General features: G+C 41.9%; 21 protein-coding genes and 1 other RNA gene. 10 read left to right on the forward strand and 12 right to left on the reverse strand.

The window, feature by feature from the left end:
* Positions 1–40: 40 nt before the first annotated feature.
* Together radD and K5620_RS05690 are read left to right on the forward strand one after the other, a co-directional pair.
* The gene (gene radD / locus K5620_RS05685) at positions 41–1,768 is read left to right on the forward strand and encodes a DNA repair helicase RadD (protein ID WP_221077454.1); all 1,728 of its coding nucleotides are present in this window, start codon (positions 41–43) and stop codon (positions 1,766–1,768) included.
* Between the two features lie 136 nt (positions 1,769–1,904).
* Entirely contained in the window at positions 1,905–4,637 is a 2,733-nt protein-coding gene (locus K5620_RS05690) for a right-handed parallel beta-helix repeat-containing protein (RefSeq protein ID WP_016400997.1), read from the forward strand.
* 59 nt (positions 4,638–4,696) lie between these two features.
* Here K5620_RS05690 and K5620_RS05695 read toward each other — a convergent pair whose 3' ends face one another.
* Entirely contained in the window at positions 4,697–5,296 is a 600-nt protein-coding gene (locus K5620_RS05695) for a phosphoribosyltransferase (RefSeq protein WP_040306992.1), read from the reverse strand.
* 93 nt (positions 5,297–5,389) lie between these two features.
* Here K5620_RS05695 and K5620_RS05700 point away from each other — a divergent pair, with 93 nt between their 5' ends.
* Complete coding sequence (locus K5620_RS05700) at positions 5,390–5,959, forward strand: phosphoribosyltransferase (RefSeq protein WP_016400999.1); 570 nt, start codon at positions 5,390–5,392, stop codon at positions 5,957–5,959.
* A 176-nt stretch (positions 5,960–6,135) separates the two neighbouring features.
* Positions 6,136–7,155: an endonuclease/exonuclease/phosphatase family protein gene (locus K5620_RS05705; protein WP_040306973.1), complete on the forward strand. Its 1,020-nt coding sequence runs from the start codon at positions 6,136–6,138 to the stop codon at positions 7,153–7,155.
* A gap of 45 nt (positions 7,156–7,200) precedes the next feature.
* Here the strand turns inward: K5620_RS05705 and K5620_RS05710 are convergent, their stop codons facing one another.
* The gene (locus K5620_RS05710; protein ID WP_016401001.1) at positions 7,201–8,925 is read right to left on the reverse strand and encodes a tetratricopeptide repeat-containing sulfotransferase family protein; all 1,725 of its coding nucleotides are present in this window, start codon (positions 8,923–8,925) and stop codon (positions 7,201–7,203) included.
* A gap of 501 nt (positions 8,926–9,426) precedes the next feature.
* On the opposite strand from K5620_RS05710, the gene K5620_RS05715 reads away from it, so the two are divergent.
* The 4 genes from K5620_RS05715 to K5620_RS05730 all read left to right on the forward strand — a co-directional run bounded on the left by K5620_RS05715 (position 9,427) and on the right by K5620_RS05730 (position 12,934).
* Complete coding sequence (locus K5620_RS05715; protein WP_016401003.1) at positions 9,427–10,284, forward strand: formate/nitrite transporter family protein; 858 nt, start codon at positions 9,427–9,429, stop codon at positions 10,282–10,284.
* 14 nt (positions 10,285–10,298) lie between these two features.
* Positions 10,299–12,020 (forward strand): bifunctional protein-serine/threonine kinase/phosphatase, encoded by a 1,722-nt coding sequence (locus K5620_RS05720; RefSeq protein WP_016401004.1) that lies wholly within the window; start codon positions 10,299–10,301, stop codon positions 12,018–12,020.
* Between the two features lie 44 nt (positions 12,021–12,064).
* A complete protein-coding gene (gene cynS, locus K5620_RS05725; protein ID WP_016401005.1) occupies positions 12,065–12,514 on the forward strand; it encodes a cyanase in 450 nt (149 codons plus the stop codon).
* 168 nt (positions 12,515–12,682) lie between these two features.
* On the forward strand, positions 12,683–12,934 hold the full coding sequence (locus tag K5620_RS05730; protein WP_016401006.1) for a DUF2999 family protein: 252 nt from the start codon (positions 12,683–12,685) through the stop codon (positions 12,932–12,934).
* A gap of 101 nt (positions 12,935–13,035) precedes the next feature.
* On the opposite strand, the gene K5620_RS05735 is transcribed toward K5620_RS05730, so the two are convergent.
* The 4 genes from K5620_RS05735 to smpB all read right to left on the reverse strand — a co-directional run bounded on the left by K5620_RS05735 (position 13,036) and on the right by smpB (position 16,385).
* Positions 13,036–14,085: a CNNM domain-containing protein gene (locus tag K5620_RS05735; protein WP_040306974.1), complete on the reverse strand. Its 1,050-nt coding sequence runs from the start codon at positions 14,083–14,085 to the stop codon at positions 13,036–13,038.
* Positions 14,086–14,282: 197 nt separating this feature from the next.
* Entirely contained in the window at positions 14,283–15,206 is a 924-nt protein-coding gene (locus K5620_RS05740) for a hypothetical protein (RefSeq protein ID WP_016401008.1), read from the reverse strand.
* A gap of 238 nt (positions 15,207–15,444) precedes the next feature.
* Positions 15,445–15,811, reverse strand: a transfer-messenger RNA (tmRNA) gene (gene ssrA, locus K5620_RS05745).
* An 88-nt stretch (positions 15,812–15,899) separates the two neighbouring features.
* A complete protein-coding gene (smpB, locus tag K5620_RS05750) occupies positions 15,900–16,385 on the reverse strand; it encodes an SsrA-binding protein SmpB (protein WP_016401009.1) in 486 nt (161 codons plus the stop codon).
* A 101-nt stretch (positions 16,386–16,486) separates the two neighbouring features.
* On the opposite strand from smpB, the gene K5620_RS05755 reads away from it, so the two are divergent.
* Positions 16,487–16,915 (forward strand): SRPBCC family protein, encoded by a 429-nt coding sequence (locus K5620_RS05755; protein WP_016401010.1) that lies wholly within the window; start codon positions 16,487–16,489, stop codon positions 16,913–16,915.
* Positions 16,916–16,917: 2 nt separating this feature from the next.
* Positions 16,918–17,262, forward strand: a complete 345-nt coding sequence (locus tag K5620_RS05760; protein WP_221077455.1) for an RnfH family protein — start codon at positions 16,918–16,920, stop codon at positions 17,260–17,262.
* 50 nt (positions 17,263–17,312) lie between these two features.
* Here K5620_RS05760 and K5620_RS05765 read toward each other — a convergent pair whose 3' ends face one another.
* The 6 genes from K5620_RS05765 to K5620_RS05790 all read right to left on the reverse strand — a co-directional run bounded on the left by K5620_RS05765 (position 17,313) and on the right by K5620_RS05790 (position 25,416).
* Positions 17,313–17,672: an outer membrane protein assembly factor BamE gene (locus K5620_RS05765; RefSeq protein ID WP_016402440.1), complete on the reverse strand. Its 360-nt coding sequence runs from the start codon at positions 17,670–17,672 to the stop codon at positions 17,313–17,315.
* A 76-nt stretch (positions 17,673–17,748) separates the two neighbouring features.
* Positions 17,749–19,413 (reverse strand): DNA repair protein RecN, encoded by a 1,665-nt coding sequence (gene recN / locus K5620_RS05770; protein ID WP_016402439.1) that lies wholly within the window; start codon positions 19,411–19,413, stop codon positions 17,749–17,751.
* Positions 19,414–19,835: 422 nt separating this feature from the next.
* Entirely contained in the window at positions 19,836–20,714 is an 879-nt protein-coding gene (locus K5620_RS05775) for an HNH endonuclease family protein (protein WP_016402438.1), read from the reverse strand.
* Positions 20,715–22,310 carry an AAA family ATPase gene (locus tag K5620_RS05780; protein WP_016402437.1) on the reverse strand — a complete coding sequence of 532 codons (1,596 nt, stop codon included), beginning with the start codon at positions 22,308–22,310 and terminating at the stop codon, positions 20,715–20,717.
* The gene (locus K5620_RS05785; protein WP_016402436.1) at positions 22,307–23,911 is read right to left on the reverse strand and encodes a restriction endonuclease subunit S; all 1,605 of its coding nucleotides are present in this window, start codon (positions 23,909–23,911) and stop codon (positions 22,307–22,309) included. The genes K5620_RS05780 and K5620_RS05785 overlap by 4 nt, the downstream gene beginning before the upstream one ends.
* Positions 23,908–25,416 carry a class I SAM-dependent DNA methyltransferase gene (locus tag K5620_RS05790; RefSeq protein ID WP_016402435.1) on the reverse strand — a complete coding sequence of 503 codons (1,509 nt, stop codon included), beginning with the start codon at positions 25,414–25,416 and terminating at the stop codon, positions 23,908–23,910. Before K5620_RS05790 ends, K5620_RS05785 begins: the two co-directional genes overlap by 4 nt.
* Positions 25,417–25,495: the final 79 nt, after the last annotated feature.

Consider the following 25,495-nt stretch of genomic DNA (forward strand, 5'->3'; position numbering starts at 1 on the left):
ATAATAAGCCGATTTTTAACTAGCTTAGGGTTAACAAGTAATGTTTCAACTGCGCGACTACCAGCAAGCCTCGGTAGATGCCGTTCTCGCTCATTTTCGAAAAAGTGACGATTCCGCTGTGTTGGTGCTACCAACTGGTGCCGGGAAAAGCATCGTGATTGCCGAACTTGCGCGTTTAGCGCGTCACCCTATTCTGGTGTTGGCCCATGTCAAAGAGTTAGTCGAACAGAATCATCAAAAGTTTAAAGATTATGGTTTTGAGTCCGGCGTTTATGCCGCAGGTTTAGGCTTAAAACAATACCAACTTCCAGTTACCTTTGCCAGTGTGCAGTCTTTAAGTCGCAACCTTGAAGCTTTTTCCGGCTACTACTCTTTGCTAGTGATTGATGAATGTCACCGGGTAAGTGAAGACGATGACAGCCAGTATCAGCAAATTATTCAGCATTTAAAGCAACAAAACCCCCAACTAAAAGTGCTTGGTTTAACGGCTACTCCGTACCGTTTAGATAGAGGGTGGATCTACCAATATCATTATCACGGCTATGTACGTGGCAGCGACCAAGCTTGGTTTAAAAAATGTATTTATGAGCTGCCGATGCGCCATCTCATTGCTAAAGGATATTTAACTAAGCCGCTGGTGGTGGATGCGCCTGCGGCGCGTTATCAATTTGATGATTTACCGCAGCAATACAGCGAGGCACAGCTCGACCAGTTTTTAGCTGCTTGCCCACGAGTCACTCAAGCCATATGCAAACAGCTGGTTAAATTGGCAGAGCAGCGCAAAGGTGTAATGGTGTTTGCTGCTTCTGTTAACCATGCCAAGGAAATTGCACACTATTTACCAGAAGGGCAAACTGCGGTCATCACCGCTGCTACCGGTAATGCTGAGCGAGACAGCTTAATTGAACAGTTTAAGCACCAGCAGCTTAAGTTTTTAGTGAATGTATCGGTGTTAACTACGGGGTTTGATGCGCCGCATGTGGACTTAATTGCTATTTTGCGGCGCACTGCTTCAGTAAGTTTGTATCAACAAATCGCCGGCCGAGGTTTGCGTTTATTCAAAGACAAAACCGATTGCCTAATTGTCGATTATGCAGGTAATAACTACGATCTCTATCAGCCAGAAATTGGCCAAGTAAAACCCGACCCTAACAGTACATTGGTACAAGTAAGTTGCCCGCAATGCCAATTTGCCAATATGTTTTGGGGCATTACCGATAAAGATGGTGATGTTATTGAGCATTATGGTCGACGTTGCCAAGGGTTAGTGGCGGACCCAGACGAGCCAGCAAAACAAACCCAGTGTACTTACCGCTATAAATACAAACAATGCTCACAATGTAATGCCGAAAACGATATTGCAGCACGGCAATGTCAAAGCTGTGGCTTTCAATTAATTGACCCAGACAAGCAGCTTAAAGATGCGCTGCAGCTAAAAGATCGTAAAGTGCTAAGGTGCAGCGGCATCTCGGCTAGCTGCGATGGAAATAAAATTAAATTGGTTTATCACGATGAAGATGGCGCAGAGCTTAGCGAATCCTTTAACTTTGATTACACCAAAGCCAAGCAACAATTTAACGCCTTGTTTAGTCGCCGAGTCTCTGAGCAAGCTGCTCTTATTAACGATGCAAAAGAAGCAGAAGCATTAATAACAAAACTTGTCGCCCCCAATTTTGTTATTGCCAAAAAGCAAAAGCACTACTGGGTTATTGAGCACCGAATATTTGATTATCAAGGTAATTATCGAAAAGCTAATCAGCAGTATTAGAATCTTTAAAAGCTAAGACGTGAATATCCCACAAATGGGGTATTGATTTACATCATACTTAATCATAATTTGGCTCGACTGATTTTGACTAAATCAATAAACTCCATCAACTTCAATAACTAACAAGGATGTTAGCGTGTTTAGTTCTCACTCATCGTTCAAATTCTCACTTATAAGTTCTCTTATTCTACTTACCACCGCCTGCGGTGGTGGCGGTGGTGGAGGAAGCGGCACATCTATTTCAACGCCAAAAGTTTCAGCTGATCTACTTATGGAAAAGTATGATGGCAGCACCAAAAGTGCTTCGCTAACTTCTGATGACATTTACCCCACGCTGCAGTACTTGTTTGAGGGGGATATCGATGCTCTCTCATTAAGTGCAAGAAAAATGCAGTCTTTACAAGCTAACGGCGCTAGATCTAAAGAGGTGGGGGCTAGAGCGTCAGAAACTCAAAGTTGTGCTTACGGTGGTTCTCAAACTATTTCGGAGAACCTAAATCAAGAAACTGGTGTTGGCAAACTACAAGTAAGCTATAACAATTGTGATGATGGCTCAGGCGTGCTTTCTGGTCGAGTTGTCACAGATTACCACAAGTGGGATTTGAGCAGCTACGAGCCAGTGAATTTCGACATTTACTATGAAGAACTTCGGTATCAGATAGGAGCTGAATTCACTTTGCTTAACGGTATGGTCAAGGTGACTGGAGCAAACACCTGTGAAGAGCTTGTCAATTCCAATATGCTGCTTGAAACCGATAAAATATCTATATTAGATAAAGATTTAAAGGTTACAACCCAGTCTTGCATTGATGAATATAATCAGCAGCTTATATCGGGAAGGATTTATTTTTCTGACAAAGGCTACTTGGATTTAGTAACTCCAGAACCTATTGTACTAGATTTTGAAGACAATCTACTAAGTGGAGGGCTAACCATAACTAGTGAACATAGTGAAATAGTACTCAATGCGAATAACAGTTATGTGCAAGTTTCAGTCGATAGCAATCGAGATGGAGCTTTTGAATTAGAAACCAATGTTCCCTCTTGGTATTTAAACGACCAAAGTTACAGCGATATAGCAGATGATGACGACGATGGAATTCCTAATTCTTGGGAATCAGTTAATGGCTTAGATCCTCAAATTTCTAACGAAGGTACTGATTCTGACTTAGATGGATTCACGGATTATTATGAATTTTTAGCTAACAGCGATCCAAATTCTAATTATTCCTTTCCTCTTTTTTATTTATCAATGAGTGTTGATACTTATCAGATGTATGTAGGGGCGCCTACTGAGGTGAATGTGTATCTGGCTGGCAACATTGAGCCAGGCTTACTCTCGGCTATGTCAGATATCTCCATCTCCATACCATTGCCTTCTCCGCATACATGGTCGGTAAACAGTAGTCCTTATGGTTGTACTATCGAAGATGGAACAACGGCAACACAAGTATTAATTTGTCCTCATGTAGATTTATCTAACTTTCCTAACCATTACCGAGATGATCTGTTCGTAAGTTTAACGTTGACGGCTAATCAGGCTAATACTATCGTCGCTCAAGCTCAGATTGATATTGATTTTCCATTTGATCAACACGGCTTTGGTTTCGAGTTATACCCAAAGCGTAGTGATCTAGCCTTTTGGACTTCAGATATATACTCTGGTTATGTGTTGGATACACTTGAAGATGGTTTTAGTCATTCGATATTACTAAACCAAGATACTCGAGAGTATATGTCAATAGATAAAGCTAATGTCTTGGGAACTTTAGTAGATAATCAAATAGGGGTTACTATCACCTCGGTTACGACTGAGTATTCCAGTGCTCGTTGTAGTGTAAACGCCTCTGGATTTAGTTGTTACGATGTGGACTCTTGGGACCCTATCAATGTTCAATTTAGTAAACCAACCGAACAAGGTAAAGTGGAGTTTAACCTCGAAGTTAACACGGTGTACCCGCATAATGTTGTGCAGACAACTGCCGCAACAATGGACTTTTCTTTTGGGCAGGATATGTCTGTATTACAAGCTATTGTCGATCAAGCTCCTGACAGTGAGGTTTTGGTTGAGCCGGGAATTTATCTAGGCAATCTATCCATTAACAAGCCTATGGCTCTTACAGCAAATGGTAATGTTGAGTTATGGCTACAATCCCCCATTATTGATTATTCGGCTTTCCCAGCAATAAGAAGTTCTGAGTATTTAAGCCTTGATGGGTTTGATGTTTATTTAGATCAGGAAAATATTGAATTTGAAAGTGGCGCTTTAAGGAATAATAAGTTTTATTTTGATGAGCATTCAGGCGAGATTGTTTACACCAGAGGTGATCTGTTGTTTTTGTCAAACAAGGTACTAAATAGCTCTGGAGGGGGGCAATATTATAACCTTGGGCTAATTCGTTCTAACCGGGACACAGTGATCGATAATAATTTGTTTAGTTTTGCTCTAGATAGTCATGTTGCTCTTTGGCGGGGCAACGGAGCTAATAGCAATAACGCAATAATTCGAAACAATACCATAGTTAATGTTCCGTCTATCGTAGACTATGCATCTGACACCCCCGTTATTTTTAAGAATAATTTGGTTGTGAGTTATACAGGGCCCCTTTATAACGATGAGTACTTTTTAAGGTATGTTAGTGATGAGAATAATATTCTTCCAAATCGTTACTCTGAATACGCTAATGCCAACAACATTTTCACCGACACTCCTGGCATAGACCCTGAAGACAGCTATCGTTTGTTACCTGATTCGATTGCTATTGACAACGGTTTAGACTTGAGTGATTCGATTACTACCGACCTAGATGGGAACGCTAGGCCAAGTGGCAGTGCCTTTGATATTGGTGCTTACGAATATCAGCACTAATTTAGCTCCGATTATAAATAAAGCGGCTTAGTAGCCGCTTTATTTATATCAGAAGAACTTTACTCTAATAATTCTGGTTTAATCAGTGGCGCTACAAAGCCCTTGTGTTGCTCTATTTCTTCTAAGCTCAAGCCGGTTAATTCATAGGGGAAGACCAGCCATTGCTCGGTTTGGTGCAGGCAAAAGTCCGGTTTTAACGATGTTTGGTTAAACTTAGGTCGCTCCCATAAGGTGGCAATTTTAACTTGGCTAGGCATATTGCGTTTTAGCTTGGATTTTAAACGCTTAATCACAGCTTCTACATTGTGGCCACTACTAAATACGTCATCCACTATCAACAAGCTATCATCAACGTTTAGGTTTTCCAGTAAGTACTGGATACCATGAACTCTTATCGACTCGGGCTCTTGGAGTATTTGATGATAATTGGCTTGCCCTTGGTAGGAGGTGCGTACCGAAATATGGTCGGTTTTAACTCCTAAGGTTTGCAAACACTCTTGCACGTAAATCCCTACTGCACTGCCTCCGCGCCACAGGCCAACGATAAACGTAGGGCGAAAGCCACTTTCGAAAATATGCACAGCTAAACGAAATGAGTCTTGAATTAAGCTGTCTTCATCTAAGTAGTGCTTTTGTAATTGGGCAGTCGGCTGGCTCATTGGCATGAAAAGTGTCCTTGAGTTTACGAGTTCTATAATGATAGTTTTATACTACACCTTTGACCAAAAGGTCAGTTTTAATCGTAGGTAATTATGAGCGACAAACTTTACATCACTGGCCAAGAGCTACTTGAAGACTCATTTCGCTTGGGCGAAAAAGTATTAGCAAGTGGTTTTAAACCTAGCTTTATTATTGCTGTGTGGCGCGGCGGTGCACCAATTGGTATCGCGGTTCAAGAGTTTTTGGCTTATCACTGCATTGCTAGCGATAATATTGCCATTCGCACATCTTCGTACGCTGCAGCGATAGATAATCAAGCAAAGCAGGTTAAGGTATTTGGGCTCAATTACCTGGTGAAGCATGTACAGCAGCATGACCGTCTGTTGATTGTTGATGATGTATTCGATACCGGCCGCTCTGTTGAAGCGATTATTAATGAGCTGAGCCGCTTAGCGAGGTTAAATACCCCCAGTGATATTCGAGTTGCAGTTCCGTATTTTAAGCCAGAGCGCAATAAAACCGACCGAGTGCCAGATTACTACTTGCATGAAACCAAGCAATGGTTAAAGTATCCGCATTCTCTTGAAGGCTTAAGCCCAAAGGAGATCGCCGAGCGTAGACCGGAGTTGTATCAAATAATAAAAGCGCATTTACCTAAGTAATGGCTAACTCATGAGTGCTAGATTTTGTGGGCAAAGCACTTGGCTACTAAGGCCGTATACCGCTAAAGCTTGCTATAACTTTTGTCTAAAAACAAAATCATAAATCCGCAATAATAAAACTGCTAAATTGCACCATACTTGCTTAATGAGAGACTACTAATTAAGCGGAGCAAGCCATGGCGGTGAAATTTTCTGTAGCGACAGTGAATACTTTAAACCTCAATAGACCCAATTTACCTATGTATAGGGATCGACAAGGTTGGTTGCCAAACGAGTACGACAATAAGGTGCGTTGGTTAGTAAATCAGTTGCAAACTATTGGTGCGGATTTATGGGGTTTTCAAGAATTGTGGCATGCCGATGCTTTATTGGATTTGTTCCAAAATGCTGGGTTAGATTCTCAATATCAGTTACTGGTGCCCGATGGACATCAAGGTAAAATTGCTTGTGCAGCAGCAGTGCGTAATGAATTGCTGGTAGGGCAAGCGGAGTGGATTAGCCAGTTTCCAGCAAGCTTTAAGTTAGCCAGCCAAGGGGATGATGCGCAAACCGGCGCCTTAGACTTAGATATTAATAGCTTCTCTCGCCCGGTGCTGCATTTTCAGATTAAACCTCATGCCGATGAGGAGAATGTACATGTATATGTTTGCCATTTTAAGTCGAAACGGCCTACACGAATAGATAATGAAGATTGGTATGACGATGCGCAGCATAAACCGCATCGTAATGCCTTGGGTTATGCCATCTCTACTTTGCGCCGCACCGCTGAGGCGGTAGCGTTAAGAATGATCTTAACTGAGCAAATGAAACACACCGATACGCCAGTGATTGTGTTGGGCGACTTGAATGATGGACAAGCCAGCAATACCTTGAATATTCTTACCGAGCAACCACGCTTTTTGTTAGACGGCGATGCGCGAGGAGGGGCCGATAACGCCTTGTATTCAGCGGGTACCATGCAGCAATATCGTAGTCAGCGTGATGTTTATTACACCCATGTGCATAACAACCAGCTTGAATCCTTAGACCATATATTACTTAGTGAGCAGTTTTACGATAAAAGCCGAGATAGAATTTGGGCCTTTAAAGGTTTAGAGGTATTTAACGATCATTTAAACGATGAGCATTACGAGCAACTAGGTGCTACAGACCACGGCATTATTAAAGCAAATTTTGTTTATAAGCCTTTAGATTAAACCAATTTTAGGGGGCTTAAGTGCAACGCTAAGCCCCCTAAAGCTCTATTCGGGAGCGTCGTGTTGGTAGCCTAACCGCTCAATAAACTCGGCCACCTTGGGAATGTGTGGTTGCAAGAATTGTTGGTAGTTAAGCCACTTGTAGCGAGAGTCTGTATAAATCGGTTTTACTACTTGGTTACTTGAGGCAGACATAACAATTTTTTGCTGGGCGTATTTCTCAAACTCTAAATAGTGACTGTTTGCAGACATCCCGAGGAACTTAAACACTTTGCTGGCTTCTTTCTCTAAATCTTCAACTAAGTCTTCATAACGTACAAAATGAATATTTAAGGGTAATTCAGCTTGGTAGCGATTAAACAGCTTGAATACTTGCTGGTAGCGCTTAAAGCAATCGCCTAGTTGGTTAAGCCAGGCTTGCTCTTGGTTATTGGCAGAGTTTTGCTGAAAGTTACTCAAGCATGTGTCGATTGGATGGCGCAAACAAAAGATAATCTTCGCCTTAGGGAAGAGCTGCAAGATGAATGGCAGATCTACCGTATAAAGCGGAAACTTGTCCACAATAAGACTATTGGCTAGCGGAGCCAAACCTAAGCTTTGGATGTAGCTAAAGTATTGCTCCCGCAATTGTTTTAACTCATCTTCTGTTAGTGTGGCTAGATCTTGCGGATAACGTTTATTAAATTGGCTAGTGATGCTTTGAGTTAAATTATAAATAGAACGTGTTTCACTTAAGGCAACGATGTTCGGCTGAGTATCTAATATGTTCTCCAGCAGGGTAGTGCCAGAGCGATTAAAGCCCATCATAAACACCGGTTGTGGTTCATTGGCCTCAGCTAGTTGTTTGATGAAAGACAGGTCTAGCTTTTGAAATTCTGCCACCTTATCTGTCCGCGTTTGCCCTTGAACGCGTTGGTGATTCAAACTCGCCATGGCCGAAAAATCGGCAAAGGCTGCAGAGTAGTCTTTCTGTTTATCGTAGGCCTCTGCCCGCAGTTTAAAAGCCGCCTTTTGGCGCATAAAGTCGAGACGGTCAATTAGTTCATCGCTCAACAACTTTATAACGTGTTCGCTGTGACCGTTTCTTGCACTTAGTTCTGCCTGATAAAAACTTATCCAAGCCTTATTTACAAAATCAATTTGCGCTTGCTGTAACAGTTGTTCGGCGTGTTGGTGCTCGCGAATGAACATTAGGGTGTCTATGGAAAATTCTAGCTGCCACTCTTCTACAAACTTGCTGTGGCTCAATAGCTCTTCAATTAGGCGTAATATGAGCGCTCGTTGATTTTGACGTTTAGCGCTAGAGATGAGCAATGCTTGAGCTGGTGCAAATTGCCCCGGCCACATTTTCATTTTTTCTGCCAAGGTGCCTAAGTCGTGATATCTATCTTCTTCTAAGTAGCACTCGCCCAGAGCTGCAGCTACATCGGCATTATTAGCCTCACCGGTTAAGCTAAAGCTTTGTTCAAAATGCTCAATGGCAGATGAAAACAAGCCAAGTAGTTTTTCTGCCTTAGCCATGTTTTTGTATGTGGCGCTTCGTTGTTGTTGGTTTTCGCATAGCGCTAATAAACTTTTATAGCTGGCTAAAGCACGCTCTAGTTTCTGCTGTTGAAAAAGTACATACGCCTCTAACTCTAGGCTTTTATAGTCTTGCTGAGACTTAAGCTTGTTGATTTTGCCAATGGTAGATAAGGCTTGGCTATATTTACCCGCTTGTAAGGCCTTTACGGCTTTTTCCATAATGGCGTGGCGCATCTCAGGCTTCATTAGTGCTTCCTATCATGTCGAGCGTTTACTTGTTTGGCATTACTTTAAAGCAAAATAACAGTTTTTGATGCGTAGTTTATCGCAGTGCTAAAAGCCAATCATGTTTCATGAAGAAGTGTTAGCTAGCGGCTAATTTCATCATTGAGCTGCCCAAGCTTGGGGAGTTGCGGCAGTAGCCTGCTGCACCAACTTGTCGTTTGGCCTTTATTGGTGCAATTATCAACATCTCGGTGCAAATCCAGTTAAATAAACACTTTTTGTTTTGCCACATTGTATTTGAAAATCAGGCTGCAGTTGCCGTGTTGTTAGGGTTTTGTGTGTTTTTTGTGGTGCTTGGCTTAACAATTGCAATTTCCCCTTTGTAGGTCAGGGACAGGCCCAAGCAGCAAGGAAGCAACGAAATCCGTTCTACTTGTAAAGGTGAACTCGCCAAGGGAAACCAAGGTGAATAGAACCAGCCAACAGTTTTTATCTACTACTTAAGCAATATAGGGAAATATTATGTCTTATTTAGCTCCTGCGGAGTTCGTAACCAAAATGGTTGACGCTGGTGAATCTAAAGTATTCATGTCAACACGAGATACTCTTATTCGAGCCTTTATGGCTGGCGCCATCTTGGCATTGGCAGCAATTTTTGCCATTACTATGGCAGTGAATACAGGCAACTTCCTCATTGGGGCTATTTTGTTCCCTGTTGGTTTCTGTATGCTTTATTTAATGGGTTTTGACCTATTAACGGGTGTGTTTGTACTGGTGCCTTTGGCCTTGTTAGATAAGCGGCCTGGGGTTGATGTTAAAGGCATGCTAAGAAACTGGGGCTTTGTATTTTTAGGTAACTTTGCTGGCGCACTTACCGTTGCCTTCATGATGGCCTTTATCTTTACCTACGGGTTTAACATTGAAGCGGGCGCTGTAGGTGCTAAAGCTGCCGCCATTGGTGAAGCACGTACTGTAGGTTATGCAGAACATGGTGTTGCTGGTTGGTTTACTATTTTCATCCGTGGCATGTTGTGTAACTGGATGGTATCAATGGGCGTAGTAGGCGCAATGATTTCTACTAACGTTAGCGGTAAAGTAATCGCCATGTGGATGCCTATCTTCTTGTTCTTCTACATGGGCTTTGAGCACTCAGTAGTTAACATGTTCCTATTCCCATTTGGTTTGATTATGGGCGGTGATTTCTCAATCATGGATTACTTCCTATGGAACGAAATTCCAACTGCATTGGGTAACCTAGTAGGTGGTTTAGCCTTCACTGGTTTAACACTTTACACTACCCACGTAAGAACCGCGCCTAAGCGCAAAGTAGCTAAAGCAGCGGTTGAAGCGCCAAGTAAAGCGGCTACTAGCAACGCTTAATTAAAGGACAGTAGATGACGAGCCAGCTGAGTATCTCCATCGGTCAGTGTTCTGATAAAGGTCGCAAAGACATTAATCAAGACAGTTATGGAAGCTATACTCCGCGTGGCTCTCTACTCAATCATAAAGGCTTTGCTGCTGTGATGGCCGACGGCATAAGCAGCAGCGAAGTAAGTCAAATAGCCAGTGAAACCGCAGTAAAAAGTTTTTTAGATGATTATTACTGCACCTCTGAGACGTGGTCGGTTCAACATGCAGCAGAAAAGGTCTTAGACGCCACCAACTCTTGGTTATATAGCCAATCGCAACAAAGCCCTTACCATTACGACAAAGACAAAGGTTATGTTTGTACGCTTAGTGCTTTAGTGATTAAAGGCAATAAGGCGCATATTTTTCATGTTGGTGATACCCGAGTGTATCGCCTCAATCAGCAGGGCTTAGAGTTACTCACCAAAGATCACCGACTATGGGTGAATGATAATAAAAGCTACTTAAGCCGTGCGCTAGGTATTGATGAATATTGTGAGTTTGATTACCACACGCTGTCAGTGAGCCCTGGCGATATTTTTTTGTTAGCTACCGATGGTGTTTACGAGTTTGTTGATGCAGAGCTTATCAACAGCACTATTGCCCAGTGTGCCAACGATTTAGAAGCTGCGGCAGCGCAAATTGTTGATAAAGCCTATCAGGCAGGCAGTGATGACAACTTAAGCTTACAAATCATAAAGGTAGAGCAACTAGCAGAACAAAGCTCTCAGCAGCTTAAAGAGCAAATAGAGACTTTACCTTTTCCCCCAGAGTTAAGTGCTCGTATGAGCATAGACAACTACACCATTGTTCGACAAATTCACGCCAGTAGTCGAAGCCACGTGTTTTTAGCATTGGATGAACAAAGCGGCGAGCAAGTGATACTAAAAACACCTTCGGTAGATTTGCGCGACGACCCCGATTATTTAGAGCGCTTTTATACTGAAGAGTGGATAGCGCGGCGTATTAACAGTGCCTATGTGTTAAAAGCAAGCCGCAACCCACGCCAACGTAACTACCTTTATACGGTATTTGAATACATAGAAGGGCAAACCTTAGCCCAATGGATTACCGATAATCCCAAGCCAGAACTGGCTAAGGTGAGGGAGGTTGTAGAGCAAATTGCCAAAGGCCTACGTGCCTTTCATCGCATGGATATGCTCCATCAAGATCTTAAGCCAGACAACATTATGATTGATAGCTCTGGCACCATTAAAATTATCGACTTTGGCTCGGTATGGGCCGCAGGTCTTGCAGAGCAAACTCAAGATATTACCCAGCAACATTTGCTAGGCACTGCGTTATATTCGGCGCCGGAGTTGTTTTTGGGTATTGGCGGCAGCACCCGCGCAGAGCAGTTTTCGCTGGCAGTAATTACTTACTACATGCTAAGCGGCCGCTATCCATATGGTACTAAAGTGGCGGGTGCAAAAAGCCATGCAGCGCAAAAGCGCTTACGCTATCAATCGGTAATTGACAGTGACAGCGAAATCCCAGCTTGGATTGATGATGCCCTAGAAAAAGCGCTGCACATAAACCCCTTAAAACGTTACGAACAAATCACCGAATTTCTCTGTGATTTACGCCAACCCAACAAAGCTTTTTTGAATAAGGCTCGTGCTCCATTGGTAGAGCGCAATCCGGTGGCGGTATGGCAAGGGATCTCTGCAATTTTGGCGGCTATGGTGGTGTACCTATTACTTAGGTGAACACCGAGTTGTTTCGTTTTTCAATCAAAGGAAGGAAGCAAAAAATGATATCAAGTAGAGAAGAAGTAACTCAACAAATTGTATCAACCAAGGTGAGAAAAGGCATTAAGTGGAGTGAGGTTGCCAGCGCTATTGGTTTATCGAAGGAGTGGACAACTGCAGCGTGTTTAGGGCAAATGACCTTTGATAAAAGCCAAGCTGAAACCGTGGGCGATATTTTTGAGTTAAGTGACGAAGCCATCGCTTGGTTACAAATTGTGCCTTACAAAGGCTCACTGCCTACCGCTGTACCAACCGATCCGCTTATCTACCGTTGGTATGAAGTAGTAAATGTATACGGCAGCACTATTAAAGAGCTCATTCACGAAGAGTTTGGTGATGGCATTATGAGCGCTATTGATTTCTCGATGGACATTAAGCGTGAAGCCGATCCTAAAGGTGATAGGGTAAACGTAGTGTTGTCGGGTAAGTTTTTACCTTACAAAACCTTCTAGATGTTAGCTTCATGAAGCATGAGAGCCAGCCCCACGCTGGCTTATTTACGAACGACATGGCGAGATACTCGACCCGTAATCTACAAACTTGTTGTTATGAGTACTGGTCAATTCCATACCTACAAAGCTAAACTGTCGCCTAATTTTATTTAGTCTAAAGGTAATGTGATGAACCCAATTCTTGCCATGTTGAGAGAGAACAATATTAGTGACCAGCAAATCAGTGAGCTTTTTGAAGCGCTTACTCAAAACCCCCTTGCTGCTATGGCGACTATTAGCCAATTAGGTTTGCCTCAAGAACAATTGCAATTGCTGATGGGACAGGTGATGCAGAACCCAGCTTTGATTAAAGAAGCAGTAGAAGAATTAGGTTTAGACTTTGCCAAAGTAGAGGCAGCTAAAGAACAGCTTAATAATTAAGAAAAGAGCGCTAAAACCGTCGACTTTAGCGCTTGAAGATTGGCTGTTTGCTTAAAGTTTTGTTTACTTAAAGTTACGTTTGCTTCTAGGCTCGTTAGAACTTATCGACTATAGCGTTGGTTTTTGCTGCGTAAACGGCGTAACCACTGGAAGCGAGCTAAACGTTGCATGTCTTCAATGGCATCGGTTTCGTCGGTAATCTCTTGGCCTAACAGGGTTTCAATAATGTCTTCCATGGTAAGCAAGCCTTGTACTTCACCGTATTCGTTCACTACCGCTGCAATAAGCTCTCGAGCCTGTAACAAGCTTTGATAAGCATGCCTAACACTTACGCTAGCTGGTAGCATTAGCAACTTACGCGAGTAATCACTTATTTGTGTGTCGCCATTGCCGCTTGCAGCTGCGCCTAAAACATCTTGTTTATGCACGTAAGAGACAAAGTTGTCGCGCTCACCTTGGTATACCGGAAAACGCGAAAACGGCTGGCTTAAGTGCTCTTCAACAAAGCTTGCCACGGTGCTGTTTAGTTCAACACGCTGCACTACAGCGCGCGGGGTCATCACTTCAGTAATCTTTAACTTTTCTAGTTGAAGTAGATTACGTAATACTTGCGACTCGCCTTGTTCAATCACACCTTGCTGGTGGCCAAGTTCGGCTAAGGCACTAATCTCGTCACGCAAGCTTGAAAAATCTTCTTGTTGTTTACCAATACGTGCAGTGATGCGATCACTTAACCACACAAAAGGGTAAAACACTTTAATCATTAATGGCAGTAACCAAGAGGCAAACGGCGCAAGTTGGCGCCAGTAAGTTACTCCTAAGGTTTTAGGCACAATTTCAGACAATACTAATACCAGTACTGTCATAATTGCTGATGAAATGGCTAAGTATTGTGAGCCATAAAGCTCTGCTACTTGTGCACCCACACCTGCGGCTCCGGCAGTGTGAGCAACAGTGTTTAAGGTAAGAATCGCCGCCAGCGGCTTATCGATACTCGCCTTTAGCTTGGCGAGTCGCTCTGCAACTTTAGGATATTGCTGCTGTTGCAGCTGAATATAGCTAGGAGAAACGCTAAGTAGCACCGCCTCTAGCACAGAACACAAAAATGAAACAATAATAGCAAGGCACAAAAAACTTACTAAAAGAAACACTTAATCCACCATTTTATAAACCCAAATACACTGTTGGGCGTGCAGTAACGCTGCCACAAATAATCTTGCCGCTGTCGTTAGCCGCAGTTTATCAAGTTATATCAACAAAAGGGCAGAAGAATATTTAGATTTACATAACTTCGGCGGTAAATATGAGGCACAAAAAAGACACCCTTAGGAGCCTTAGTTGCCAGTATTTAAGGCTCATAGACTTTCTCTTCATGTTTTAGGTCGCGAAAAAGGTTTTGTCGCCAATCAAACTCTAGGCTGCGGTCGTTGGGGGTAGGGTTGTAGTAGTAGGTGAACTTTACAAAACCATTTTCTCTGCCTTTGGACTTGTTTTGTTTTGTGGAAGAGAAAAACTCACCCGATATCTTCCCATAATTGGCATGTATTACCTCACCTTCACTGTTTAGCTTAGTGTTGACTCGGAAAATATAACCTAAAGCTAATTTTTCGTAAGTGTTAATGGTTTTAGAGTTTGGGGCGCGATTCTTTTTAAGAACAAGGTTGTTAGTGTAGCCAGCCTGAGGAGCTAGGTAGGGGAAGGGGTACTCGGAGTTAGTCCAAACTTTATTTAGTTTAACCAATCCATCATTTGCATTAATAAAAGAGACTTGCAGCTCATTGTTGTAGTTGAATACTTCTGTATATTCACCATCTAAGTAAAAGAAAACATGAGCCGAATTTCCCTTTCCATAAGGTGCAATCCAATCACTTTGCTCAAAGTCAAAGCCGATTGCTTCTCGTTTCTTGGGGACAGGAAGAGTTAGCTTTTTGGCATACATGGCGGTGGTTTTTTTCTTTTTGCGCAGCTCGATGGTGAGGCTTTGGAGGTTCTTGTTAGTTCTTAATTTAGTTTGGTAGTAGCCTTCTTTATTCACCCTAAAAAATACAGCTAGATTTTTTCGGCCGATAGTTTGGAAAACTCCCTCTTTATCTGTTAAATCTTTAATATTTTCGCCATCAATACCTAACCGACCGCCAGCAAATACTTCAGCTCCTTCAATTGCTAACCCGTCTTGGTCGACTACTTTGACTTTTACCGTGGTGAAACTTCCCGCACACGTGGTGGTGCAAATGATTAGTAAACTGAGCTTCAACCATTTATTAAAAGTCATTGCTTACATCCTTGTTATTAAGCTACTGCAGTATTACTTATCACCATGAATCATCGTTTATTTTTATTAAGACTACTTTGTAACTAGTTGAACTACCTCGTGAATATACTGATTTATTTAACAGCAGTCTATCAAGTTATATCAACAAAAGGGCAGCAGAATATTTAGATTTACTTAACTTGGATGGTAAATATGAGGCACAAAAAAAGACACCCTTAGGTGTCTTCGTTTGTAGAATTGGTGGAGCTGGCGGGTTTCGAACCCGCGTCCAAAACCATTCTAACCAATGGCGCTACATGCTTAGTTTGTCTTTATTCTCGTTAGCAAGCTGCGAACAAACACGCCACTTACTAACATACCAGAATTCTATTTCGCGGTTCAGCTCTCTAGTCAAAGCATCCCTCGCTATCTTGTTTGGGTTTGAACTTCTATGATTCCCCGTCTTACAAGCGGAAGCTAGGGTAGAAGTGCTCTAGCAGGTTATTAAGCTGCTAGTGCGTAGTTTTCGTCGTTTGCGACTATTTTTTTGCGGCTTTTTACGTGGCAAACCGCCCCACGACATGCTCCACAAGCCTTCCTGATCCTGTCGAATCCAATTCAGCCCCGGAATTTCTCGAGCATTGTAACACAAGCCAACGGCGTGCGGATATACAGTGCTGTTCAAACGCTGCTTATTTACCCAATAGGGTAAAACTATCTGAAGCTGTGCTTCATTACGCGGTCTTTAGTACGTTGCCATTCGCGATCTTTTTCATCTTCACGCTTGTCTTGGTCTTTCTTACCTTTGGCTAAGCCCACTTCTAGTTTGGCCCAGGAGCCTTTCCAGTATAAAGCCGTTGCAACAATGGTATAGCCTTGGCGCTCAACCGCACCAATAAGCTTATCTAGCTCTCGGCGATTAAGAAGCAGTTTGCGAATGCGTGTTGGATCTGCCACAACATGGGTTGAGGCTGAAATTAGTGGTTGAATGTTTAAACCAGAAACAAAGGCTTCACCGTCGCGTACGTATACGTAGCTCTCGGCGATATTTACCTTTCCGGTTCGCATGGATTTTACTTCCCAGCCTTGTAGTTCCATACCCGCTTCAAATTTGTCTTCGATACGGTATTCATGACGCGCTTTTTTGTTTAGCGCAATGGTATTGGAACCAGCTTTTGATTTTGATTTTTTCTTGCTCATGGCGGCTATTATACCGATGCGGCGGGGCTTTAAAACTGATAATGTGCGGATTAGCTCAGCTAATGATAAAATGTGTGCAGATTTGATGAAAGAGTGGGTTCATGCCGCAAGTAAACCGTAGTGCCTTAGTGATGTTTAGCGCTAAGCAAATGTACCAATTAGTTAATGATATAAACGCCTACCCCGAGTTTTTACCTGGGTGTGTGAATAGTGAGATATTAGAAGAAAGTACTTCTAGCATGGTCGCTGAAGTTGGGGTTGCCAAAGCAGGCATAAAAAATAAGTTTGTGACTAAAAACACCCTTACTGAAGATCAGTCCATTCAAATGAAATTGGTGGATGGTCCGTTTAAATCGTTAACTGGGGTATGGAACTTTGTGGCCTTGGACGAGCAAGCTTGTAAAGTGATGTTGGATTTAGATTTTGAGTTTAGCAATAAACTAATAGCGGCGGCGTTTGGCCGTGTATTTAATGAATTAGCCGGCAATATGGTGCAAGCCTTTGTTGAGCGGGCCAAGCAGGTATATTAACGGTGTCGGATCTAATAAATGTAGAAGTGGTTTACGGCTTGCCAGAGCATCAAGTGTTGTTGGCGCTAAAGGTTGAGCAGGGATGCAGTATTTTGGAGGCCATTCATCAATCTGGCATTGTGCAGCATTTTCCTGAAATTGAGCCTGAGAAGGCCTCGGTTGGCATATTTAGCCGAGCAGCAAAACTCGCTCAGGAGTTAAGAGATGGTGATAGAGTTGAAATATATCGCCCATTGATAGCTGACCCTAAAGAGTTGCGAAAAATTCGTGCTGAGAGGGCCAAAGCAGAAGGGCGAGCCAGTAAGGTAACTGGCGGCAGGCCAAAAACGAAAAAAGCAGATAGCTAGAAACAAAAAAGCCAGATGATTAATCTGGCTTTTTTAATGATGTTTTGTTTTTAACCGGCGTCGAGCGGTTGCATAAAGTCTTCGCTGACTTGGTAGTCACCTTCGATGAAGGCTAAGTGGTCATTCACAAACTGAATCACTAAATCGCGCTTCTCAAAATCACCGTTGCCACTTTGATAGCTGTATAAGTAATACCAACGTTCTTTATCGAAGGCGTCAATTAACATTGGAGTACCTAGTACAAAACGTACTTGCTCCTTAGTCATGTTAATGCGGAGCTGTTCTACTTTGGCATCATCAATGTAGTTGCCTTGTGGAATATCAATTTTATATACCATCCAGTCGAAGGCAGAACAGCCACTTAGGCCAATGCTGGCTAGTAGAACAAAAATTTTGGCAGTAAAACGCATGTGAATCGAAGCTCCTTGTTAAGGCAAGCATCATAACTAAGCCTTGCCATAAAAAGAAGCTTGGAATGCTAAGAATTCAATCCTTAATCAATAATTCTTGCGCGTTTGCTAGCGCTGAAGCGGTAATTTCATCACCTGCAAGTAAGCGGGCTAGTTCTCCAAGGCGTTGTTCTGTATCCAAGGCTTGCATGTTTGTTATCGTTTCGTTTTTCTTTTGCTGTTTGCTTACCAGCATTTGTTGATGACCGTGGCCTGCAACTTGCGGTAAGTGAGTGACACACAATACTTGGCATTGTTTACCTAGCTGGCGCAACATGCCGCCAACTACTGCAGCAGTTGGGCCGCTAATGCCTACATCCACTTCATCAAAAATTAGCGTTGGGGTTAAGATACTGGCAGAACAAATCACCTGAATTGCTAAGCCTATGCGTGAGAGCTCGCCGCCGGATGCGACTTTTTCGATGGCCTGCATCGGTTGGCCTGGGTTAGTGCGCACCAGCAGTTCAATTCGATCAATACCGTTGGCGTTGGTAAATTGCTCATCACTTTGTAAAGAAAACTCACACTGGGCTTTTGCCATGCTTAGTTTGTGAATTTCTTTGGTGATTTGTTTGCTTAAGCTATTCGCGGCGCGCTCACGACTTTTAGACAGCTTGTTAGCATTAGCCAAATATTGTTGCCATGCCTTATCAATATCTTCGGCAAGGTGTTCAAAGCGTTCTGTTTGTTGGCTTAGTTGTTCTAGTTGATGTTGTAACTGTTGATGCAGCTCTGGCAGTTGTTCTGGGTTTGTTTGGTGTTTCCTTGCAAGCTCTAAGGCTTGGCTTAAACGCTCTTCTAATTCTGCAAATAACTCTGGGTCGTAATCCAATTGCTCACTGTAACTACTTAACTGCTGAGTGGCTTCTTCTACTTGGATTTGAGCTTCGTGCAATAGGTTATTGATTGCATCTAGTTTAGGGTCTAATTCGAGCAGTTGGCTGGTTGTTTTGCAGGCTTGGCCTAGCATATCTAATACGTTTACTTGCTCATCGTGGCCAAGTAGCTGAGTAAGTTGATAGCTAGATTGTTGTAGCTCGGTGCTATGAGACAAACATTGATGCTGCTGCTCAATAGTTTGGTATTCGCCCGGCTGTAGGGCGAATTCATCTAACTCTTTGACTTGGTATTCAAGTAACTGACGTTGTGCAGCCAATTCATTTTGCTGTTGTTCTGCTAGCTCTTTCTCGTTACATAAACTTTTCCAAGCTTGGTAGGCTTGTTTTACATCTTGGATAAGTTGAGGGTGAGCTGCATATTGGTCAACAATGCTTAACTGCTGACTTGGTTTTAATAATAGTTGATGGGCGTGCTGGCCATGAATACTGACAAGGTATTGGCCCAAGCTTTTTAATTGCGCAGCGGGTACCGCTGTTCCATTAATATAGGCTTTCGAGCGTCCCTCTTTGGTGATCACTCGGCGTAGAATACACTCATCATCACTTAGCAGTTCATTTTGTTGCAGCCAAAGCTGGGCACCTTGGTTATTGCTTAAATCAAATTGAGCACTAATTTCGGCTTTATCTGCGCCTTGCCTAACTACAGAGGCTTCGGCGCGATTGCCTAAACATAGGCCTAGGGCATCAATGGCAATAGATTTACCAGCACCGGTTTCACCAGTGATGGTGGTCATACCTTGGTGTAAGTCGAGTTCAAGAAACCGAACAATCGCAAAATTTTGTACGCTTAATTGAGTGAGCATATCCTTACCTGACTATTTATACAGTAACTGTATAAATATATAGTTCTATTTTTAAACATGCAAGCATCTGTAGGTTTTACTTACAGTGTGATTTTTTACATTTGGATGTAATTATTATATATCAAAGGCTTAAGTGGCAGATGGGTTGTGATCAGCGGATTCAAGCAACTTACGTTACCAATTTGGAACTCGATGTTCTTGGTAACTGAAACTTGATGTGCTCCTGTCTAATCTTGGTTTTCTAAATTGTTTGGTAGTTGTGACTGGGGATCATTAATTAAGTTGGTTAACGATTTAATGAAGATGGTTATCTTAATGAAGTTGGTTAACACGTTTAAATATCAAAGGGCGAATAGTCACTGATTCGCCCTTTTGATAAACGATTAGCTCTAGTCGAGTTAGGTTTAGAATCGTTGTGATATTCAATCTGTAAGGTCTAATCTAGGTAAAATATTAGCCAACCAAGGCTCTGCTTTCTTTGGTTTAACAAAAGCTACTGCGGCGGCTGAGAATGGTGATTTTCTGTTACAAGCATCAACTAGTCGATTTTCAGCGTTATTTACATTGACCTGCATAACTTGTTTACTAGCCAGTGGTAATCCATGAATACTTTCTAGTAGCACTAGGTCTTGCTGAACGGAGGTGATTACTTTAAGCCTGTCACCTTTAACGGTCTTGTGGTTTAGGTTGTAGCACTTAGCACTCGTCTTTACTCTTTCATATTTAGCTTTATCTGTGGCTAGGTCGTACCGAGAATGTACCATACCAGGGGACTTTTCAAATGATAACAATTGAACATCGGCAAGTTCGCATGGGTCGAGCAAAACAGGCGCTTCAACGTTATGGTTTGTTAGCGAACATCGACCCCAGACTCTAGCGGTTTCATTTTGAAGAGGAAAGTAGTCATGTTTTCCACCATTATCTCTCGGTTGGTTCGCATACTGGCAGGAATATCGATAATTTTTTGGTTCAAATGCTAACCACCAGTAACCTGAGTGCTTTTGTGGTTTTCCACCAAAAAATCTAGTGGCATAAGCCCCTTTAGTTCTCTTAACAGCCCCTTTTGGGCGAAAGTGATCAATATTAAAATCAGTGTTGCTTCTTTTAACTTCTGAATACCAGCATTTATCACCAAATTGGTTGATAAAGTTATCCTTGAATGGTGACCACTTACTACCAAGTCGCTTAAACTCAGCTGATCTATCCTGTGCATTCTGAATATCAGTTAACCACTGCGTAGCATTAACATCCCAGTTGGCGGGTTTACATGCATCAATTAAGTTAATATCTATATATCGCAACTAGACCAGCCCTTTTGTCTTCAAAATATTTTCAATTATCTTCAACCGATACTGAGTGTCATCTATACCTTTCGAGTCCATAGCGTCCATAGCTCTTTTTCGAGAAATTAAGAACTGTCGATAGTCTTCATCTGGGTGGGTATAGCCATAGCCGAGTCGTTCTAAAGAGCCGTTTAACTTCCTTAATTTCTTGGTTTCATTCTCACTTAAAGATTCTTTTTCAAGTAACGTTCTACGTTTCTCTATTACACCGCTTGTATGCCTATCTAGTGTTGTCGCCATGCCAAACATATCACTGGTCAATATTCCATTGACCCCCATACCTATTGGGCTTTCAGCGGGCACCTCAGCTATCGACTGGCCTTCTTGGTTATTGCGTATAACTTGTATTTGCTGTTTATCCAATTCAGCTATCGCTAGTGGGTGATGAGTTACCATCAAGATATGACAGAATTTTTGATTAGGTATGAACCGTTTAAGAAAGGTATGGTATTTAGCTGCCCATGCAGGATTTAAATGAGTATCGGGCTCATCCAATAGAAATAACGAATCATCTTCTACTGTAAACTCTAAAAGGCCCAGGACAGTTAGTAGCTGTTGCTCTCCTTCGCTTAGCTCACTAAAGCTAACAATCTCATCGTTGTGCAATTTAACTTTAATATTTACGCTATCAATAAGCTCAGACAACAATGTACTTTCTAGCATTTTAAAGAAGTCTTTAGGTTTTAACCCCTTGGCTACTTTTTTTAATCCGTGTATGTCTGGTAGAAACAAGTGTACGAACTCATTATCAACGCCTTTGCCCGTTAACGAGGTCGCTTCTTCTCTTGTTGATTTTACAGGCCCATAGCTATAGGGAAGCAACCTATCTAAAAACTCGCGAACTACACCTCGTGCGCCCCAGAACGTATCTCTCTTATTGTTTTTACCCCAGTCCGGCCGACGAAATACAAAATGCACGGAATGAAAGTCTTTTATACCCAGCTGCTCAGCCAGAAACTCACGGCCTACACCATGTTGCTGGTTTAAAAAGAAAGCGAGAAGTACAAATTGGCTATGGAACGGTTTTGCGTAAAATAAAGGGCGAACCTCATCTTCAATTTTGACTTTATTTTTCAACAGTTGATTATAAAACTTGATTCTATGCGGCTTAAACAAGTCTTCCAGTCGATCACTTGGGCCTGAGTAATAGGCGAATAGATGTTGAGGTAAATATTCTGAACCCCCTTTGGTATCACGCCTAACCTTTGACAAGGCTACTGGTTCAAGTTTCGAATAGGTATTATCTTCCTGTTTAATCGCAACCTTAATTTTATGCTGCTGATGAGGCGTGCTGCCATAGTCAGGTGAGGCATCAACTTCAATCATCTTTTCATTATCAGCACCCAATAAATATATCAATTTATAGCTAAAGGGCGCTTGTTCATCACCAAGGTCTAAGGCTCTGAAAATACGTACTAATGCTTCAATAACATTCGATTTACCAGAGCCATTTCTACCAATAAGAACTGTTAATAATTCTTTATCATCAAAATCAATTTCTAAATTGTGGATATTCTTAAAGCCATCCCTGATTTTTAAAAAATCCACCTTCACTTTTTAGTCACCTTAAAAGTGCTGTTTTCACCTTCACTAGCTTGAATAACGACTTTTTGTTCAATAAGTTTTTTCAATTCAGTAAACAGATCATCAATTGCGTTGAAGGTATTTTCGGATTGAGCATCAAATAATGCTTGTGCAGACATGCCTTTGCTATTCATTTTTAATAGCTGAAATACCTCACTAGCTTGCTCATTACTGCTTTCATTTACTGTTGCCGAAACTACTTCAGTCTGCCGTTCTGGTTCTTTAGCTATAGCCTTAGGTTGCTTATGCTTAGTCTGCTGCGACTCAGAGTTATGTGCTTTGACTGTAACAGCTGTTCTATCTTCTTCAGAGATTGGAGAGAAAAGCTTACCGCTAAATGCTCTTGCTAGTATTGATTGAGTCATTTTATCGACGCGAAGCTTTGTAGCTTTGTATTGCTTTTCTACAAGATCTGCACTTGAAAGCAGTTCTGTTACAACACGAATAATTTCTATTTGCTCTTCTATTGAAGGAAGTTCAAACTCATAAGCCTGTAATTTTTTAGCATTGATATTTGATTGGCTAACACCATCTGTCTTTACTGCCCAGCAATAATCTCTAGCATGAGGGCTATTAAGCTGAATGTTTAAATACTCCGTATTTAGTCTGTTAGTTCCTTGAACTTTTATTAGATAACCAGCAAAAATAGCTTCTCTTTCACCACGATAAATAGAGGTTTTGCCAACCAATTCAGGGCTGTTAGTTCTGTTAAACAAGACGTCACCTGGGTGAAGTTTATATTTTTCAATTTCTGCATCATCAGATGTAAAAACTAACTTTTCCCAGTCTAGTTTTCCACCCTGTAAGTTCCCCATTCTTAATACAGGAATCTTACCCTCAGGTTGTGACTTCGAAGAAGAGCCATAATTAAAACCTTTACCAACATCCTTAAGCCTAACCTTTTCCCAGCCTTCTACTCCATTACTCCCTCGCCAGTCCTTGGTAAGTTCACCAGATGTCGCGGCAGCTAAGACCGATTGGCGGAAACGTTTTAAAATCGTGGGGATTTTGTCGAGATGTGCTTGCGCTGTTTCTACTTTAGCTAATACTGAATCTAGTTTATCTGCAATGCGTTTTTGTTCGTCCAGAGGCGGTAATGGGAACTTACTTTTTTTCAAAGCTGTTTTGTTGAACTTTTGTTGCGCATTACCTCCTGTAATCGACAAAACTAAATCTTGCCCTTGCCTTGAGCGAATGAAATAGTCGATAAACCTATTAGAAGTTAAGTCATTAGCTCGCACCCTAATACCATTTGGAGCAATAGTCATAGGCTTACCTAGCTCAGGTACTAGGAAGGTTCTGCCTGGAGCGCCTACATTAGCTAAGAACAAATCACCAGCTTGTAACTCACTCTTTTTTAAAAATTCGTAAGAAGGCTTAGTTACATATTTAAACGGGCCTTTGAATCCTTTCGAGTGATCTTTCAGCCGAAGCAAAATAGCATAGTCTTCTTTGTCAGTCTGTGTGACGTTTTCTTTTAAACTAGCAAAACTTCCATTTGCGACAAAATCAGTATATTCCCCGATTTCATCAAATGTTTTTTCTACCCAACCTTCCGGCAATTGGCTCATACCACAACCTCATCAATTGCTTCGGTTGCATCCAGCTCAACTAAAATTGATTGTAGATCTGTTATGGCACCCGCCAACTCTTCTATAGCTTCGTTTATCAAAATATCAGGCTCTGGTAGGTTGGCAGCATCTTCAATACTGTCATCACGTATCCATGCTAGATCTAGGGAGTCTTCTTTAGCTGCAATTTCTTCACGGGTAAAGGCTCTTAATCGGCAAGTGTCAACGTTACCTACTTCACTACCGTCTTTATGATTATCGATAAAGGCTTGGCGTTTAGCGTCATCTACTTGAGTTAAGTCACTGCCAACTGCTTTATAAAACTCATTAAAGTGTGTTTTTGTTAAGACTGTACGCTTACCAAATTGCGGCATATTGGCACGAAGGTCATACACCCAAACTTTTTTGGTGTTGCCCTTGTCTTTATTTACATTTTTAGGTTTATCAAAAAATAGTACGTTCGTTTTCACACCTGCTGCGTAGAAGATGCCAGTAGGTAATCTTAAAATGGTATGCAGGTTACATTTTTCCATTAGGTCGTTACGGATTTTACGGCCTGTAGAACCTTCAAATAAAACGTTGTCTGGCAATACTACTGCTGCTCGACCTCCTGGTTTTAACATGCTGTGATACATTGCATGTAAAAAGGCTAATTGTTTATTAGACGTGTAATGCACTAAGTCATCACGAGTAGGTACACCTCCACCTTGCTTGGTACCAAAAGGTGGATTGGCAAGTATTAAACTTGCTTTAGGTAATGCTTTACCTTCGTTTGATAAGGTATCGCCGTACAACACACCCGCGTTGTCATCGTCGATTGCTAAGTCGTGAAGCATTAAGTTCATCATCGCTAGCCGACGAGTATCAGGCACTAACTCCATACCAAAGAATGTACCGTGTTGGTATTTCTCGTACGCTGTTTCATCAAGGGCTTTGATGTTATTGCTCTTTTTAAGCTCATGATGCGCCGCAATTAAGAAGCCTCCCGTACCAGCAGTTGGATCTACTATTACGTCATCCAAGTTTGGCTTCATGAGCTCGACCATCGCTTCGATAAGTACACGAGGGGTAAAGTACTGACCTGCACCTGACTTTTTCTCACTTGCATTTATTTCTAGCAAGCCTTCGTACATATCGCCTAAACCTTCCTCTTTAGCCGAGTACCAGTCAAGATTATCAATTTCAGTGACAAGCTTGTTTAAGGTAGCTGGTTTACGAATACAAGTTGAGGCATCAGCAAAAATAGCTTTTGTTATTAGTGAACCGTGAGAGCCTAGATGAATAAGTAACTTTTTATATTCTTCTAAACGAGTCACAGCGTTGAACTCTTCAATATCAGACCAACGAAACCCCTCAGGGATGAGCTCTTCTTGCCCTGTTTCTTCTATCATTTTCAAAAATATAAGGTAGGTTAATTCGTTTAGGTATTCATGATAAGTAACGCCGTCATCTCGCAACAGGTTACATAAATTCCAGAGTTTGTTAATCAGATCTTGTGTGCTCATTGGTTTCTACTTTTTAAGTTAAGTCTTCTGTATCTAGCTTAGATCGCCTTCAAAAATAGGCTATCAAGTTTACGCTGTG

The sequence above is a fragment of the Agarivorans albus genome (genome assembly GCF_019670105.1).
Taxonomy (GTDB): Bacteria; Pseudomonadota; Gammaproteobacteria; order Enterobacterales; family Celerinatantimonadaceae; genus Agarivorans; species Agarivorans albus.

Bases quoted from the DNA above. Each gene is read 5' to 3' on its own strand.
- recN (WP_016402439.1), bottom strand. From the start codon at position 19,413: ATGCTCACTCAATTAAGCGTACAAAATTTTGCGATTGTTCGGTTTCTT.
- smpB (WP_016401009.1), bottom strand. From the start codon at position 16,385: ATGAGCAAGAAAAAATCAAAATCAAAAGCTGGTTCCAATACCATTGCG.
- K5620_RS05695 (WP_040306992.1), bottom strand. From the start codon at position 5,296: ATGAGCCAGCCGACTGCCCAATTACAAAAGCACTACTTAGATGAAGAC.
- K5620_RS05710 (WP_016401001.1), bottom strand. From the start codon at position 8,925: ATGAAGCCTGAGATGCGCCACGCCATTATGGAAAAAGCCGTAAAGGCC.
- K5620_RS05790 (WP_016402435.1), bottom strand. From the start codon at position 25,416: ATGAGCACACAAGATCTGATTAACAAACTCTGGAATTTATGTAACCTG.
- K5620_RS05720 (WP_016401004.1), top strand. From the start codon at position 10,299: ATGACGAGCCAGCTGAGTATCTCCATCGGTCAGTGTTCTGATAAAGGT.
- K5620_RS05700 (WP_016400999.1), top strand. From the start codon at position 5,390: ATGAGCGACAAACTTTACATCACTGGCCAAGAGCTACTTGAAGACTCA.
- K5620_RS05705 (WP_040306973.1), top strand. From the start codon at position 6,136: ATGGCGGTGAAATTTTCTGTAGCGACAGTGAATACTTTAAACCTCAAT.
- K5620_RS05765 (WP_016402440.1), bottom strand. From the start codon at position 17,672: ATGCGTTTTACTGCCAAAATTTTTGTTCTACTAGCCAGCATTGGCCTA.
- cynS (WP_016401005.1), top strand. From the start codon at position 12,065: ATGATATCAAGTAGAGAAGAAGTAACTCAACAAATTGTATCAACCAAG.
- radD (WP_221077454.1), top strand. From the start codon at position 41: ATGTTTCAACTGCGCGACTACCAGCAAGCCTCGGTAGATGCCGTTCTC.
- K5620_RS05785 (WP_016402436.1), bottom strand. From the start codon at position 23,911: ATGAGCCAATTGCCGGAAGGTTGGGTAGAAAAAACATTTGATGAAATC.
- K5620_RS05740 (WP_016401008.1), bottom strand. From the start codon at position 15,206: ATGACTTTTAATAAATGGTTGAAGCTCAGTTTACTAATCATTTGCACC.
- K5620_RS05715 (WP_016401003.1), top strand. From the start codon at position 9,427: ATGTCTTATTTAGCTCCTGCGGAGTTCGTAACCAAAATGGTTGACGCT.
- K5620_RS05730 (WP_016401006.1), top strand. From the start codon at position 12,683: ATGAACCCAATTCTTGCCATGTTGAGAGAGAACAATATTAGTGACCAG.
- K5620_RS05755 (WP_016401010.1), top strand. From the start codon at position 16,487: ATGCCGCAAGTAAACCGTAGTGCCTTAGTGATGTTTAGCGCTAAGCAA.